This window comes from Dokdonia pacifica (assembly GCF_900188275.1).
GTDB classification, from domain to species: Bacteria; Bacteroidota; Bacteroidia; order Flavobacteriales; family Flavobacteriaceae; genus Dokdonia; species Dokdonia pacifica.
In genome coordinates this window covers 274999-291811 of the sequence record NZ_FZNY01000001.1, presented here as the reverse complement: position 1 = coordinate 291811, position 16813 = coordinate 274999, and the positions used below count along the sequence as shown (strand labels likewise).

Here is a 16813-nt window from a genome sequence, read left to right as displayed (position 1 = left end):
CGCTTTCGCGAAATCGAGCTTTCGAGACCTGCCTACCGGCAGGCAGGTTCACGACCTTAGGGAGAGTGAAACGTTAAAGCTTATAAAAGAATACTCCTTTTTAGAAAGAGGAAACAAATGCATACAGCTAATTAATAATCAACTATTATGAATTATTTAGACTATCTAGTTATTGTTATTTACTTAATAGGATTTTTGGGACTTGGATATGTTTTTAAGGAAAATAAAACCTCTAGTGATTACTTTCTAGGCGGGAGAAGTATCTCCTGGTTGCCATTAAGCCTGTCTACGATGGCAACACAATTATCTGCCATTAGTTTTATATCTGCTCCTGCATTTGTAGGTTTAAAAGATGGCGGTGGATTGCAATGGCTTACCTATGAGTTTGGGGTACCACTCGCAATGGCTTTCTTACTGATTGCAGTATTGCCAAGCTTATATAAGTCGGGTATCGTAAGTGTGTATGAGTACTTGGAAAAACGATTTGATGCGTCTTCAAGATTGTTAATCAGTTTTGTGTTTCAAATAAGTCGCTCTGTAGCAACAGGGGTTATGGTGTATACCATGGCACTTATTTTACAAGCAACGATTGGATTAGATTTCTGGATATCAGTAGCTATTATAGGAATCATTACCATGATTTACTCTTTTCAAGGCGGGATGAAAGCCGTAATCTGGGGAGATGTGATACAAATGACGATATTATTTCTAGGGATTGTGATCTGTCTTTTTTATGGACTGAGCGAGCTAGGGGGATTTGATAATTTCTTGACGCATGTAGATAAAGATAGAATCAACACAGTAGATTTTTCCAAATGGGGATTTAATAATGCCGATGGGAATGATGCATTTGGATTTTGGCCTATGGTGATAGGAGGGTTCTTTTTGTATGCCTCTTATTATGGAACTGACCAAACACAATCACAACGATTACTATCTGCTAAGAATATGCCTACTCTTAAAAAGCTATTATTAGCCAATGGCCTTTTTAGATTTCCAATCACATTGGTGTATTGTATTATGGGGTTAGTACTAGGAACATTGTTATTTCAGGACACAAGTTTTCAAGTAGCTATGGAAAATGTATATCAAGCTAATATTGGAACACTAGAAGGAAAAAAAGCAGACTTAATGGTGCCCGTTTTTATTATTCAATATTTACCTAATGGAGTGATAGGTATTTTGATAGTTGCTATTATGTCGGCAGCAATGTCTTCCTTGAGCTCTACAGTTAATTCACTTTCGGCTGTGACTATGGAAGATTTTGTAAAGCGTTTCAAACCAAATATGGATAATAAAAAGTATATAAGTACGTCAAGACTATTGTCTGTTTTTTGGGGTCTTGTATGCTTGTTTTTTGCCTTTTTTGCAGGCAATATAGAAGGAACAGTCATTGAGGTGATTAATAAAATAAGCTCTGTTTTTTATGGACCCATCTTAGCGGTATTTATGCTAGCAATCCTTACTAAAAAAACACATGCCTTAGGAGCAAATATTGGTATTGTAGTTGGCGTACTGTTTAATGCCTACTTATGGCTATATGTACCCGAAATATTCTGGTTCTGGTGGAATGCATTAGGATGTATTATGACCATTGTTGTAGCATTAGGTGTGAGTTATATTATTAAAAGAGAGGTAAAAGAAAATGTAGAAGTGGTGTACCATTCTGGTAAAAAAGAAGTACTATTACTCGTAGGATATTTTGTGTGTATTTTAATATTTAGTTTGATGTTACCTACCTTGTTAGGATAAAATAAAAGAAATGAAATTTGTAATCGCTCCTGATAAATACAAAGACTCGCTATCAGGTTTTGAATTCTGTGATGCTGTAGAAGAAGGACTTAAACGTGTTTTTCAAAATGCTGAAATTATTAAAAAACCACTAGCAGATGGAGGGGATGGTACCATTGCAATCATAGGTCATTATCTAAATGGGAATACGCAGAAGGTAGCGGTAAATGATCCGCTATTTAGAAAAATAGAGGCCAGTTATTTGTATAATGAAGCATCTGAAACTGCTTTTGTAGAGATGGCAGAAGCCTCTGGATTAAAATTACTGAATCAAGAGGAACGTAATTGTATGTATACAACTACCTATGGTACGGGAGAACTTATTGTAAATGCCATACAAAAAGGAGCGTCTAAGATTATTTTAGGTATAGGAGGAAGTGCTACTTGTGATGCGGGTATGGGTATGGCGCATGCTTTGGGATATGATTTTTTAGATACACAAGGAAACGTATTATCTCCTATAGGCGCAAACCTTATCCATGTAGCGCATATAAATGATTCAAGAGTACTACCTGAATTACGAGATATCACATTTCTAGTGGCTTGCGATGTAACAAATCCATTATACGGACCTAATGGATCAGCGCATGTTTATGGACCGCAAAAAGGAGCCTCAGAAGCTGAGGTGCTAGCATTAGATAAAGGCTTAAGACACTATGCGACTGTAGTAAATGCATTTGTAAATAGTAATGTGCAAGAAATTGAAGGTGGTGGCGCTGCTGGAGGAATGGGTGTAGGAAGTCATGTGTTTTTAAAAGCAACACTTACTTCTGGTATTGACCTGATAAAAGAATTGGCGGTGTTTGAAGAAGCTGTTCAAGGAGCCGATTGGATTATCACCGGCGAAGGACAACTAGATGAACAGACTGTCTCTGGAAAGACCATTTCTGGAGTATTAGAAACTGCAAAAAAACATAAAATACCTGTAGCTGCTCTTTGTGGAAGTGTCGATATATCTATACAGGATCAAGAAGATATGGGATTAGCTTATGTGACAGCTATTACTTCAGGAGCCATGACACTTCAAAAAGCCATAGCGCATAGTTATGAAAATCTTGTGATGGCTAGCTATAATTTTGCAAGAGCTCTTAAATCATAAACATTTTATAATTAGATGTATGTGTGAAAGATGTTTATGGATATGAGTGATATGCTGTATACGCTTTCGCGAAAGCGTACCTAGAAACCACATTACTTATGATTAGGATTAGGTTAAATAAACGTGAAAAGATAGCACACTCGCTACCTACATCTTATTTTTGTTAAAATTTGTTTAATGATTCGTTTCATTTTATTTATCGCATTTGTTATTGTACTTGATATTTATGCATATCAAGCCTTTCGTTTTTTAGTAAAAGGACGTTGGGGAACCGTATTATATTTTCTTATTACAGTACTTGTTATTGGAGGTTTATTTTTACAGTTTGCCACAGGAGATAGGCGTAGTTGGTCAGCTATGACACAGTTCTTTATTGTGACGTTTATTATTATGATACTCTCTAAAATGGTGCTTATTGCTGTGATGTTTGGAGAAGATATCTTCCGAAGCTTAGAAGGACTTTATTATAAATTGTCTGGCAAAAATACTTCCTATACATTGCCGTCACGACGTAAATTTGTAAGTCAAATAGCATTAGGACTAGCGGCAATACCATTTGCTTCGATTCTCTATGGAGTGATTAAAGGGCGGTATAATTTTAAAGTATTGAAGTATACATTGCACTATGAAGATTTACCAGATGCTTTTGATGGGTATCGTATTACACAGATAAGCGATATTCATAGCGGGAGTTTTGATAATAAAGAGAAAGTATCTTATGCGATAGATCTTATTAATGAACAAGCTAGTGATGCGATCTTGTTTACAGGAGATATGGTGAATAATGAGGCCAAAGAAATGGAGCCTTATATGGACATCTTTAGTAAACTAAAAGCAAAAGATGGCAAATTCTCGGTATTAGGAAATCATGACTATGGCGATTATGTCTCATGGGAGTCAGATGAGCAAAAAGCAGCAAATCTTGATCGTCTTAAAGAGATACAGAAAGAAATAGGATTTGATCTCATTTTAAATGACAGTCGTTTTTTAGAAAGAGATGGACAACGTATTGCACTGGTAGGTGTAGAAAACTGGGGAGCAGGAGGATTTAAAAAAGCAGGAGATCTAAATAAGGCTATTGAAAATATAGCTTCAGATGATTTTAAAGTATTATTGAGTCATGATCCATCCCATTGGGATAATGAGGTTGTTTCTCATAAAGACCATTTTCACTTAACATTAAGCGGTCATACACACGGAATGCAATTTGGGATAGAGATTCCTGGATGGATAAAATGGAGTCCTGTAAAATGGCGTTATAAGCATTGGGCAGGAATCTATAAAGAGAAAGGACAATACATTAATGTCAATAGAGGTTTTGGATATTTGGCTTTTCCTGGAAGAGTTGGAATATGGCCAGAAATTACTGTTATAGAGCTTAAAAAAGGCTCTAAAACAGCATAGTGAAGATAAAATGGTATATTTGATAAGGATATTCCCCCGTTTGTGAAGTACTAAATCGTAAAGGTTATGTCAAAATTTGGCGAATTAATAGACTTAAACGTTCCCGTTCTACTGGATTTTTATACCGAATGGAATGAAGATTCTGTATCTATGCATCCTGTGCTTAGGGATGTAGCTGCGGCTATGGGAGATAAAGGAAAGGTAATTAAAATTGATGTAGATAAGAATAATAAGCTTGCAGAAGCGCTTCGTATCAAATCACTACCAACGCTTATTATATACAAGAATGGCGAAATGAAATGGCGCCAGAGTGGAGAACAAGATGCTAATACACTTATAGGTATTATGCAGGAATATGCATCTTAAAGAACGCTCACATAGATTCAAAACGATATCCCTTTTCCAAAAAGAAATCAATAACTTTAGGTAGCGCATACTTCATATTTTTTGAAGCTTTTACACTGTCGTGAAAAACGACTAAATCCCCACCTCTTGTGTTTTTAACTATATTCATATAGCACTGTTCTGGTGTAACCGAAGCATCCCAGTCATAAGCTACAGTGCGATACATGCAGATTTGATAGTTTTTCTTGCGAAGCCCTTTTGCTTGTTTCCTTTTTATTTTTCCATAAGGAGGTCTAAAAAGAAGGAAGTTTGGAAGATGTCTTTCTTCAAGCTGTAAAGCATGAGTCATTGTTGTTTCAGCCAATTCTGCATCATATAGATACTTTTCTTTCGTATGCTTCCATCCTTTTAGATGGTGTTGCGTATGGTTACCAATAGTATGTCCATCGTCAAAAATTTGCTTAAAAATGTCTGGATGCTTGTGTACATTATCCCCAATACAAAAGAAAGTTGCTTTTATATCTCTTTGTTTAAGAAGTGCCAATACCCATTCTGTTACTTCTGGAATAGGGCCATCGTCAAAGGTGAGATAAATTACTTTTTTTTGAGAGGGTTTGTCCCATATATACCAAGACGGGTGCATCCATTTTATAAACGAAGGCACCCGTATAGGAAGTGGGATAAATACACCCATATTAATTCTTTAGAGTCGTGTCACTTTCTGTAGTATCTGCAGGTATTGAAATAGAATCATCATTAAGTATATCTTCTATACTTTCAATATTTTCTTCTTCGTCATCATCATAAAAGAAAGAGAATGCACGTAGGTAATTATTGAATTCTTGAGCTTTTTCTTCTACGAGTTCTTCATCTTGATTTGCTACTAATAAATCTATAAGATTTCTATACTTCTCTATATTAGTGATAATTTCTTCTGCATAATCATACTGTCTATTTTCAGTAAGACCACTAAAATACGTAAGCTGTTCTTGATATTTTGTAGCAACTTGCTCCCATAAGTCTCTTGCCTTTTGTGTTTCACCTATTTCATAATAGCCACTTATGTATGGCTCTAATAAGGTATAGAATTCAAAGATATCTACAGGCATTTTTTCCATAGCCAGATCCATAAGTTCTTTGGCTTTGTCTGGTTGACTTTCTATAATAAGTTGCTCAACTACACGTGCTATATTACCGCGGTATGTAATGGCATTAGATCGAGTCTCACGATCATGATATATGTCAGGATCACCACTATTACCCCAATACCAGTTTTTGATAATTTCGTAAGATTTCTCAGAATCTATACGTCCCATTTCATATGGATTGCGTTCATCTACAGGAGTATAAATTGGGATTAATTTAAAACAAACACCATCTAGTTGTAAGTAATCCTTCATCCATAAATAATCATCATCTCCAAAACTACCTCCTGTAAAGTAGATAGGACGTTCCCAATTATTGGTCGCGAGAATATCCATCATAAGGAGTCTGTTTTTATATAAGATATCACTCTTTAATTCTATATCTATATATGGTACAACCTCTTCTGCATCTCTTTCTGGAACAATGTTGTTTTCAAGTACAGCATTTTTATCTACTGGAATTCTTATTTTCTTACTAGGGAAGGTATTTACATATTTCCCATTCCTGAGTTCTTCTTGTGTTCTAGGATCATCAAGAGCAATCCAATTAAGCCATTTGTCTACAGGTGTAATATCATCCACCTCTTTAATAGGAGAATAGAAAATAGCATCACGTGTACCGTAACGATACTTCTCATGCGTAAGTGTACTAGGAACAGGATCACTCAGATAAGCTTTGCTTTTCATTTGATCCATATACCAATCTGTATTAATGAGACTCGTATTTACAACACGCACATCTGTACGATACCCTTCAATCTCTTGGACATACCAAAGTGCAAAAGTATCGTTATCACCTATGGTAAATAAAATGGCATTTTCATCTACCGAATCTAGATATTTCCGAGCCATGGCTAGTGCTGTTTTACGACCAGAACGATCATGATCATCCCAGTTTTCTTTAGCTAATAATACGGGTGCTGCAAATAAACATACAACCATCGCTATAGGTAAAGCGACTTTAGGTTTAATGGCTTCTTTAAGTATATCAAACAATGCGTATGCTCCAAAACCAATCCACATGGCAAAGACATAAAAAGAGCCTACAAGCGCATAATCACGTTCTCTAGGTTCAAACGGACGCTCATTAAGGTATACTTTAAGTGCTAAACCTGTAAATAAGAAAAATACAAGAAGTACAATAAAATTCTTCCAGTCTTTACTTGCGTGAAATAATAATCCTAACAACCCTAAGAGTAGTGGTAGGAAGAAATAAGTATTACGCGCTTTATTTTTTAGTACATCAGAAGGTAAATTATCCTGAGATCCTATAAATAAACTATCGATCCAATCTATCCCGCTTATCCAATTTCCATTAAAGTCATCACCTTGTCCTTGAATATCATTTTGACGCCCTGTAAAATTCCACATAAAATAACGCCAATACATATACCCGAACTGATAACTAAACATATAGGTGATATTATCTCCAAAAGATGGTTTTTCAACATCAAGATAGTATTGTCCTATTTCACTTTTCAAGAAAGCATTATAGCCTTTATAGTCTACTTTTCCTTGTGCATAATCCAATTTAAATTGAGTAACAATTTCTTGTAATTCTGGATTTCCTGCATATTCTGCTTTGATACCAAACTTAAGTGGCCCTGTATATTGCATGTAATTTGCATTATGTTCAGGACTCCACATACGGGGTAAGAAAGCTTTATGAGCATCATCTAGATTCTGCCCAGCATTACGCCAGTCATTTACAATAATATATCTACCAGATTTTTCATCTTTCTCATATTTTTTCTTCTCATCTATATAAGGTCTGTCTGGATCTAAACCAGAATAATCAGAAGTAAACTGAGGTCCGTAAAAGAGTTTTGTTTCTGGATATTGCTCACGATTATAATAAGCTAATAGCTCACGGGCATTATTAGGGTTGTTTTCATTGATTGTAGTTCCAGCATTAGCTCTTATAGGTAACATCAGCCAACTAGAAAATCCTATAAAAATGAAAAGGATACATAGTAAAGCTGTGTTTAAAGCAGGTTTGTTATGCTTTCGCGAAAGCGTAAACCCAAAGTAAAACAATGTAGTAAATATGAGTCCTGCGATAATAGTTCCGCTATTAAAAGGAAGCCCTATAGTATTTACAAAGAATACTTCTAAATGACCAAATACAGCAAGTGTAAATGGTAATAAGAATTTGAATATAAATAGTAATACGGCTACTACAACGACAAGCGCAATAATGAAATTTTTAACAGTAACCTTTTCAGTGTTTTTAAAATAATATAATAATCCAATAGCAGGTATGGTAAGAAGTCCCATAAAGTGAATTCCAAACGATTGTCCTACAATAAAGGCAATCAGAATAAGCCATCTGTTCCCACGTGGTTTATGCATGTCACGCTCCCAAAGAAGACCTAGGTAAAAGAGTACAGAGAGAATGAAAGCTGCTGGGGCATATACCTCGGCTTCTACTGCATTAAACCAGAAACTATCTGTAAAACTAAAAGCTAATGATCCTATAGCAGCACTACCGAGTACTGCATATTGCTTTGAAGTGGTAATTACTTCATTATTTATATGTAATACTTTTTTGATTAATAACGTAAGTGACCAAAACATAAAAAGAATGGTAAAGGCACTTGTTAAACATGAAAGGTAATTTACAGCTAGTGCGATATACGTACTATCTGGTGCAAAAATAGAAACAAAGGCTCCTAATATTTGATAAAGAGGTGCTCCAGGTGGATGCCCTATCTCTAATTTGGAAGATGTTGAGATGTATTCTCCTGCATCCCAAAAACTTGCTGTAGGCTCTACAGTAAGCGAGTATACAAGCAATGCGATGGCAAAAACACTCCATCCGACTATTTTATTCCACTTCTTAAAGTTGAATTCTGTCATGTTCTTATTTTTTTTGCAATGTGGCGAAGTTAAGAATATCAGGCAACTTCAGCGTTAATTTTTTCAAAACGTATAAAAAAGTTGTAATATTTTTCGAAATAAGTTTGCATACCAAAAAGTTTGGTTTAAATTTGCATCCGCTAATGAGATAGTGGCCTATGGTGTAACTGGCAACACGTCTGGTTTTGGTCCAGAAGAGTCTAGGTTCGAGCCCTAGTAGGCCAACAGGTAAATTCCCGATTCAAGTTTTGAATCGGGTTTTTCTTTTTTATCAGAATAATGGGGAGAAGTTTATCCTGAGCGTAGTCGAAGGGAGCCCTAGTAGGCCAACTATAAATTTAAAAAGTCCTAATCATTACGATTAGGACTTTTTTATTGTAATACGTTTTGCTTTTATACGCTTTCGCGAAAGCGTATAAAAATACACTGAAATAGATAATAAAGCTACTTTATATCTTAAATGTAATAACAGGGCGTTGGGCATGATTTACAAGACCTTCGCTTAAAGAGCCATTTAAGAAATGTGCGAGTCCGCTTCTTCCGTGTGTTCCTATACCTACTAATCCAGATCCTATGGTTTCTGCAAAATGAAGAATCCCTTTTTCTACAGAATCGTCATTGTAGATATTGAGAGTGTAATCGGTGCATTCGGGCTCTTGATCCATGAATGCTTTCATCTTTGCTTCTATTTCATGAGTTGTCTGGAAATTATTAGGCGTATTGATATAGAGCATGTGTAATTTTACACCATTATCTTTTGCAAATGAAAATGCTTGTTTGAAAGAAGTGTGATTCTCTTCTCTAAAATTAGTAGCATAAATAAACTTTTCAATTGCAAAATTTTCATGACGTCTTTTAATAACAAGTACAGGTACTTTTGAATTTCGCACTACTTTCTCGGTGTTTGATCCAATAAGTAGCTCTTGAAGTCCTGTAGCTCCATGTGATCCCATGACAATTAAATCTGCCTGGTACTTTTCTGTGTACTCTATAATTCCTTCAAAAGCACCATCAAATTCTGCAGTTTCATGCACGGTAATGCCTTCAAGGAAAGGAGCGTTCATCATATTTTCAAACTTCTGATGCGCTAGTTTCATAAAGAAAATGGCTTCTGGAAGATCGCTCTTTGAACCTCCGGTAGCACCATCTACAAGTTGCATGGGAAGTTCAAGCATATGCAATAAATTGATTTCACTTCCATACTTTCTAGCAAGATCGGCAGCAACACGTAAAGCGTTTTCTGCTTGTTCTGAAAAATCTGTGGGGACGAGTATTTTTTTAATCATATGCGTGGGGTTTTTGTGAATAACTGTGTTCAAAATAGTAACCGTCTTCAATTTACAAAATAATAAGCAGTTTGATGGACTTTTATAAATGGATAATTTGTATTACATTTGCACCATTGAAAGAAACGAGTATTGAGGGGACAGCGGTCCCCTCTTTTTATAGGCTAAGATGTTGAGAGAAAAAGTAACCCAACTCCTTCAAGAAGCAATGGATGAAAATCCAGCCCTTTTTTTGATAAGTTTAGACATACAAGGTAACAATGAAATTAAGGTCACAATAGATGGTGATCAAGGTGTTACCGTTCAGGATTGTATTGCTGTAAGTAGAAAAGTAGAGCACAATCTAGATCGAGAAGAAGAAGATTTTTCTTTGGAAGTAATGTCTGTTGGAGCTACAACGCCTCTTCAGCAAAAAAGGCAGTATAAAAAAAATATAGGACGTTCTCTGGAAGTGAAAACAACAACAGGTGCAAAATTAGAAGGAACGTTAGCAGAAGCCACAGATGAAAATGTGACGCTAACTTGGAAAGCTAGAGAGCCTAAACCTGTTGGTAAAGGAAAAGTGACTGTTCAAAAAACAGAAGTGATTCCTTATGAAAATATAGTAGAAGCAAAAGTGATGATTAAATTTTAACAATATGTTGATATGGAGAATTTAGCGTTAATCGATTCTTTTTCGGAATTTAAGGACGATAAATTAATAGATCGTGTAACTCTTATGGCTATCTTAGAGGATGTCTTTAGGAGCACGTTGAAAAGACGTTTTGGAAGTGACGATAATTTTGATATTATTATTAATCCTGATAAAGGAGATCTTGAAATCTGGCGTAACCGTGTTGTGGTGGCAGATGGAGAAGTAGAAGATGATAATGCAGAAATATCACTTACAAATGCACGCAAAATTGAAGAAGATTTTGAAGTAGGTGAAGATGTGTCTGAAGAAGTGAAACTTATTGATTTAGGGCGCCGTTCTATTTTAGCACTACGCCAAAACTTAATAAGTAAGATTCATGAGCATGATAATACAAATATCTATAAGCACTTTAAAGAGCTTGAAGGTGAATTGTATACAGCAGAAGTACACCATATAAGACATAGAGCAATCATCTTGCTAGATGACGAAGGAAATGAAATTATACTTCCTAAAGATCGCCAGATTCCATCTGACTTCTTTAGAAAAGGAGAGAATGTAAGAGGAGTCATTGAAAGCGTAGAGTTAAAAGGGAATAAACCTTCTATAGTTATGTCGCGTACGGCACCTATATTTCTGGAGAAATTATTTGAATCGGAAATACCAGAAGTGTTTGATGGCTTAATTACCATTAAAAAAGTAGTGCGAATTCCAGGTGAAAAAGCAAAAGTAGCCGTAGATTCGTATGACGATCGTATAGATCCAGTAGGAGCTTGTGTGGGGATGAAAGGATCTCGTATCCATGGAATTGTACGTGAATTAGGAAATGAAAATATAGATGTGATTAATTATACAAATAATCTTAATCTATATATAAGCCGTGCGTTAAGTCCGGCACGTATCACTAGTTTAAAGCTAGATGATGAAAATAAAACGGCTCAAGTATACCTTAAGCCAGAAGAAGTGAGTAAAGCAATTGGACGTGGAGGACATAATATTCGTCTTGCAGGACAATTGACAGGATATGAGATTGATGTATATCGTGAAGGGGTAGAAGAAGATGTAGAGCTTACAGAATTCTCTGATGAGATCGAAGGATGGATTATTGAAGCATTTGCAAAAATTGGATTTGATACTGCTAGAAGTATCTTAGAACAAGATGTAGATGATTTAGTAAGACGTACGGACTTGGAAGAGGAAACTGTTCTTGATGTGATGCGCATTCTCAAAGAAGAGTTTGAAGAATAACAATGCCTGCTCGTAATATATAAGGGGTAGGAAAAGAATAAATTAAAGCAGTTTATGGCAGCAGCAACAATGCGATTAAATAAGGTGTTAAGGGAGCTCAATATCTCTCTAGATCGTGCCGTGGAGCATCTAAACTCTAAAGGTATCGAGATAGAGGCGCGTCCGACTACAAAAATCTCTCAAGAGATTTATAATGTACTTTCGGATGAGTTTCAGACAGACGCTAGTAAGAAAGTAGCTTCTAAGGAAGTCGCTGTAGAAAAGCTTAAGGAGAAGGAGGCATTGCGTATTGCTCGAGAAGAAGAAATCGAGGCAAAGCACGAGTCTAAAAAACCTGAAGTTGTAAAAGCGAAAGCAAGCCTTAGTGGTCCAAAGCAGGTAGGAAAAATCGATCTTGATCAATCAAATAAAGCTCAGCCTGAAGAAAAAAAGGAAGAGCCTAAAAAAGAAGAAGCTGCTGAGGTAAAACAACCTGTAGAGGAAACTCCTAAGAAAGAAGAGGCTGCTCCTGAACAACCTGTTAAGGAAGAAAAGGTTGTAAAAGTAGAGGAGAAGCCTGTTGTGAAAAAAGAGGTAGCTCCCGTTAAAAAAGAAACGCCTAAAAAAGAGGCTCCTAAGAAAGAAACTCCAAAAACTGAAGCCGCTGCCGAAACTCCAGTTAGATTAGGAGATGAAGTTCTTAAGACCGATTATAAGAAATTAGACGGACCTAATTTTACAGGACAAAAGATTGATCTTACTCAGTTTAAAAAACCTGAGAAAAAGAAAAAAGAAAGTGCAGAAGATGCTAAGAAAAAGCGTCGTAAGCGTATTTCTAAACCTGGAGGTAATAATAATTCAGGTCAAGGAGGTAATAATAGGCAAGGAGGCAATAGACAAGGTGGTAATAGACAAGGAGGTAACCGAGGTGGAAATAATAAACGTAAACCAGCGGTTGCTAAAGTAGAGCCTACTGAAGAAGAAGTACAAAAGCAAATTAGAGAAACTCTTGAAAAACTTCAAGGGAAATCTAATAAAGGTAAAGGAGCAAAATATCGTAGAGATAAAAGAGATCAGCACCGTCAAAAAACGGAAGGTGAACTTGCAGCTCAAGAAATAGAAAGTAAAATCCTTAAAGTAACAGAATTTGTTACGGTAAGTGAGGTTGCTATTATGATGGATGTACCTGTTACAGGTATTATTTCAGCATGTATGTCTTTAGGGATGATGGTAACGATGAATCAGCGTTTAGATGCTGAAACACTTACTATTGTTGCTGATGAATTTGGATACACAGTAGAGTTTGTAACTGCAGATCTAGAAGAAGCTATTGTAGAAGTAGAAGATGCTCCTGAAGATTTATTAGAAAGAGCTCCTATTGTAACAGTAATGGGTCACGTAGATCATGGTAAGACATCTTTCCTTGATTATGTGCGTAGTGAAAATGTAATTGCTGGAGAAAGTGGAGGAATTACGCAGCATATTGGTGCGTATGGAGTGACTCTAGAAAGCGGTCAGAAAATAGCATTCTTAGATACACCAGGTCACGAAGCCTTTACAGCGATGCGTGCTCGTGGAGCTCAAGTAACAGATATAGCTGTTATTGTAGTTGCTGCAGATGATGATATTATGCCGCAAACAAAAGAAGCAATAGCTCATGCGCAAGCAGCTAATGTTCCTATTGTGTTTGCTATTAATAAAGTAGACTTACCTACGGCAAATCCTGATAAGATTAAAGAAGGATTAGCTGGTATGAATTTATTAGTTGAAGATTGGGGAGGTAAAATTCAATCTCATGATATTTCTGCCAAAACGGGTCTTGGAGTAAATGAACTTCTTGAAAAAGTATTACTAGAAGCTGAATTGCTAGAGCTTAAAGCAAATCCTAAGAAAAATGCTACAGGTACAGTAGTGGAAGCTTTCTTGGATAAAGGACGTGGATATGTTTCTACGGTGCTTGTGCAAGGAGGAACATTACGTGTGGGAGATTATCTTCTAGCAGGTACATGTTCAGGTAAGGTGAAGGCAATGCATGATGAGCGTGGTAAGAAAATTAAAGAAGCTGGACCATCTACGCCAGTATCTGTATTAGGTCTTGATGGAGCGCCACAAGCAGGTGACAAATTCAATGTAATGGATGATGAGCGTGAAGCAAAAGATATTGCTTCTAAGCGTACACAATTACAGCGTGAGCAAAATGTTCGTACACAACGTCATATTACATTAGATGAAATAGGAAGACGTATTGCACTTGGAGACTTTAAAGAACTTAACATTATCCTTAAGGGAGATGTGGATGGTTCTGTAGAGGCACTTACTGATAGTTTCCAAAAACTATCTACAGAAGAGATTGCAGTAAATATTATACATAAAGGAGTAGGGGCAATTACAGAAAGTGATGTGCTTCTTGCTTCAGCATCTGATGCGATTATTATCGGATTTAATGTAAGGCCTGCTGGTAATGCTAGACAGGTAGCAGATAAAGAAGAAATCGATATCCGTATGTATTCAATTATATACGATGCAATTAATGATCTTAAAGATGCAATGGAGGGAATGTTGTCTCCTGAGATGCGTGAAGAGATCACAGGTACGGCGGAGATACGAGAGACCTTCAAGATCTCTAAAGTTGGAACCATTGCAGGTTGTATGGTAACTAATGGTAAGATCTTTAGAAACTCTAATATCCGTATTATACGTGACGCTGTTGTTGTATATACGGGTGAATTAGCAACGCTTAAGCGTTTTAAAGATGATGTGAAGGAAGTGAGTAAAGGATATGATTGTGGTATGCAAATTAAAAACTACAATGATATCAAGATTGATGATGTAATCGAAGCCTTCCAAGAAGTAGCTGTTAAGAAAAAACTTAAATAATTAAGTTTATCATAAATAAAAGAAAGCCTTTCTAAATTATTAGAAAGGCTTTTTTAGTGTACTTTATTGGCGCCGCCAAAGGATTTAATAATCTGAGATTTGTGTTAAAATTCAGTTTTGTATAAATGCCTCTTAGTCTTGCTCTAATGTAGTTTGCTTTAATGTTATTCTGTTATCTCTTTACGTCTGGTTTAAAGATTAACGCATTAGGGAATTCCTTTTTGATTTCTATAAGGGCTCTGTCTGCTTCAAGTCTGTTTCTGAAACTGCCTACCCATACTTTATAGTTAGGTGTTTCATATTCTATATCTGATTTCCAAGTACCTACTTTATTTCTAAATCGTTTAAGCATGGTTCCAGCTTGCGCAGAATTTCCAGAATAGATCTGGATTTTATAGTGGTCTCCTAGTTCGTTGTCGTTGCTTAATTCATTCTTTAATTCAAGTAATTGTGGAATTTTTGCATCTTGAGAAACGTTTACTTGTGCTGTTTGCGCTTTCGCGAAAGCGTAAAAAGACAGAAAAACGAATAATGTAAGTGCTTTAATATTAGGGTGTATTCTCATCTTAAAAATATAATTTGCATGGCAAAGGTAAATGAATAAACGAAAAATAGAATAATTTGTTATTTAGAATAATTATAAATTAAAAACTAGCGCTTTTGCATTCTTCAAAAATGACTTCTAAGTATTATTTTTGCATACGATTTGAAGCGCTCGGTTAACAGTTTATTAACAGCAGTTATATTGTAATAATCGTGCCAAATTTTTGAAGCTAATTCAATACCAATTATGATACAGGTGAATCGCCGTAACTCATTTTCGAGAATTATCACATTATGCGCAGCATTCTTGCTCGCTTTTTCTTCTTCCCTTTTTGCTCAAATAGATGCCGCTACTGGCGATGCAGATGCTGGGAAAGCATTATTTAAAACGCAATGTGCTGCTTGTCACAAATTGTACAAGAAAGCTACTGGGCCTGCTCTTTATGATGTGGTTCAGAGGTATGATGAAGATTATGAGTGGTTAGGAAAATGGATAAGAAACTCACAAGCGCTTGTTAAGGCAGGAGATGCTAGAGCTGTAAAAGTGTATGAAGAAAATGGAGGGCAAGTTATGAATCCTTTTCCTGCACTTACTGATGCAGATATTAGTAATATCCTTGCGTATACCAATACTGAAAAGCCGGAGCCTATTGATCCGTGTATTGCAAATCCAGAATCCTGCAAAGGAGGAGGTGGAGGTGGAGGCGATGGTGTCTCTAATGAGATTATCCTTTCTATTTTAGGATTGGTGTTACTGCTTCTTGTAGCTGTATTGTTTATTGTAAATAATACACTTAAGAAGTTTGCAGAAGCACAAGGGATAGAGGTAGAGGAAAAAGAAGGTCGTAAGCCAATCTGGAAAGCTTTTGTTGAAAATCAATTCTTAGTATTAGTGTCTGTGATCTTTCTTCTTTTAGGAAGTGCATACTTTGCATATGGATGGATGTCTCAAGTAGGCGTTGATCAAGGATATGCTCCTGTGCAGCCAATTCACTATTCACATAGAATTCACGCAGGTGATAACGAGATAGATTGTAAATATTGTCACTCTTCTGCAAGAGTGAGTAAGCATTCAGGGATACCTTCGCTTAATGTTTGTATGAACTGTCATAAATCTATTAGTGAAGTTGCTGATGCTACACAAGCAGAAGGTAAGAGTGAATATGGAGTTAATTATAATGACGAGATTAAAAAATTATATGACGCTGTAGGTTGGGATGAAGCTACACAATCGTATACAGGAGAGACAAAACCTGTAGAGTGGGTTCGTATTCATAACCTTCCAGATTTTGCATATTTCAATCACTCGCAGCATGTAAGTGTCGCTGGTGTAGAATGTCAGAAATGTCACGGTCCTGTAGAGGAGATGGAGATTATGGAGCAGCATTCACCACTTACAATGGGTTGGTGTATTAACTGTCACCGTGATACAAACGTAAAAGTAGAAGGAAACGCGTATTACGAAAAGATACACGAGCAACTTTCTAAAAAGTACGGAGTTGATAAACTTACGGCAGCTCAAATGGGCGGTCTTGAGTGTGGTAAATGTCATTATTAATAAGGACGCCACTTTAAATTAGTATAATATAAGGTCACTGAGCATAGC

The 16813-nt window shown here is 36.2% G+C and carries 12 protein-coding genes and 1 tRNA gene; 9 read left to right on the top strand and 4 right to left on the bottom strand.

Annotated features, from left to right (window positions below; translation table 11 throughout):
* Positions 1-147 precede the first annotated feature (147 nt).
* The 4 genes from CHB80_RS01315 (at position 148) to CHB80_RS01300 (ending at position 4660) form a co-directional block, all read left to right on the top strand.
* A complete protein-coding gene (locus tag CHB80_RS01315; RefSeq protein WP_089369636.1) occupies positions 148-1752 on the top strand; it encodes a sodium:solute symporter in 1605 nt (534 codons plus the stop codon).
* A 10-nt stretch (positions 1753-1762) separates the two neighbouring features.
* The gene (locus CHB80_RS01310) at positions 1763-2890 is read left to right on the top strand and encodes a glycerate kinase (protein WP_089369635.1); all 1128 of its coding nucleotides are present in this window, start codon (positions 1763-1765) and stop codon (positions 2888-2890) included.
* Between the two features lie 177 nt (positions 2891-3067).
* Positions 3068-4294 (top strand): metallophosphoesterase, encoded by a 1227-nt coding sequence (locus CHB80_RS01305; RefSeq protein ID WP_089369634.1) that lies wholly within the window; start codon positions 3068-3070, stop codon positions 4292-4294.
* Positions 4295-4360: 66 nt separating this feature from the next.
* Positions 4361-4660, top strand: a complete 300-nt coding sequence (locus CHB80_RS01300; protein ID WP_089369633.1) for a thioredoxin family protein — start codon at positions 4361-4363, stop codon at positions 4658-4660.
* A 7-nt stretch (positions 4661-4667) separates the two neighbouring features.
* Here CHB80_RS01300 and CHB80_RS01295 read toward each other — a convergent pair whose 3' ends face one another.
* Both CHB80_RS01295 and CHB80_RS01290 read right to left on the bottom strand, forming a co-directional pair.
* Positions 4668-5333: a polysaccharide deacetylase family protein gene (locus tag CHB80_RS01295; RefSeq protein WP_089369632.1), complete on the bottom strand. Its 666-nt coding sequence runs from the start codon at positions 5331-5333 to the stop codon at positions 4668-4670.
* A gap of 1 nt (position 5334) precedes the next feature.
* On the bottom strand, positions 5335-8643 hold the full coding sequence (locus tag CHB80_RS01290) for a glycosyltransferase family 117 protein (protein WP_089369631.1): 3309 nt from the start codon (positions 8641-8643) through the stop codon (positions 5335-5337).
* A gap of 152 nt (positions 8644-8795) precedes the next feature.
* On the opposite strand from CHB80_RS01290, the gene CHB80_RS01285 reads away from it, so the two are divergent.
* A tRNA-Gln gene (locus CHB80_RS01285) sits at positions 8796-8868 on the top strand.
* Positions 8869-9092: 224 nt separating this feature from the next.
* On the opposite strand, the gene CHB80_RS01280 is transcribed toward CHB80_RS01285, so the two are convergent.
* Positions 9093-9929 carry a universal stress protein gene (locus tag CHB80_RS01280; RefSeq protein WP_089369630.1) on the bottom strand — a complete coding sequence of 279 codons (837 nt, stop codon included), beginning with the start codon at positions 9927-9929 and terminating at the stop codon, positions 9093-9095.
* A 169-nt stretch (positions 9930-10098) separates the two neighbouring features.
* Between CHB80_RS01280 and rimP the strand changes: the two genes are divergently transcribed.
* Genes rimP through infB form a run of 3 tightly spaced genes read left to right on the top strand, consistent with a single transcriptional unit; the run spans position 10099 to position 14664 of the window.
* Positions 10099-10563: a ribosome assembly cofactor RimP gene (gene rimP, locus CHB80_RS01275; RefSeq protein WP_089369629.1), complete on the top strand. Its 465-nt coding sequence runs from the start codon at positions 10099-10101 to the stop codon at positions 10561-10563.
* 12 nt (positions 10564-10575) lie between these two features.
* A complete protein-coding gene (gene nusA / locus CHB80_RS01270; RefSeq protein WP_089369628.1) occupies positions 10576-11808 on the top strand; it encodes a transcription termination factor NusA in 1233 nt (410 codons plus the stop codon).
* Positions 11809-11862: 54 nt separating this feature from the next.
* Positions 11863-14664, top strand: coding sequence for a translation initiation factor IF-2 (gene infB / locus CHB80_RS01265; RefSeq protein WP_089369627.1), 2802 nt, complete (start codon positions 11863-11865; stop codon positions 14662-14664).
* 172 nt (positions 14665-14836) lie between these two features.
* On the opposite strand, the gene CHB80_RS01260 is transcribed toward infB, so the two are convergent.
* Positions 14837-15229: an SPOR domain-containing protein gene (locus CHB80_RS01260; RefSeq protein WP_089369626.1), complete on the bottom strand. Its 393-nt coding sequence runs from the start codon at positions 15227-15229 to the stop codon at positions 14837-14839.
* Between the two features lie 225 nt (positions 15230-15454).
* Between CHB80_RS01260 and CHB80_RS01255 the strand changes: the two genes are divergently transcribed.
* The gene (locus CHB80_RS01255; RefSeq protein WP_089369625.1) at positions 15455-16765 is read left to right on the top strand and encodes a c-type cytochrome; all 1311 of its coding nucleotides are present in this window, start codon (positions 15455-15457) and stop codon (positions 16763-16765) included.
* The last annotated feature ends 48 nt before the right edge of the window (positions 16766-16813 follow it).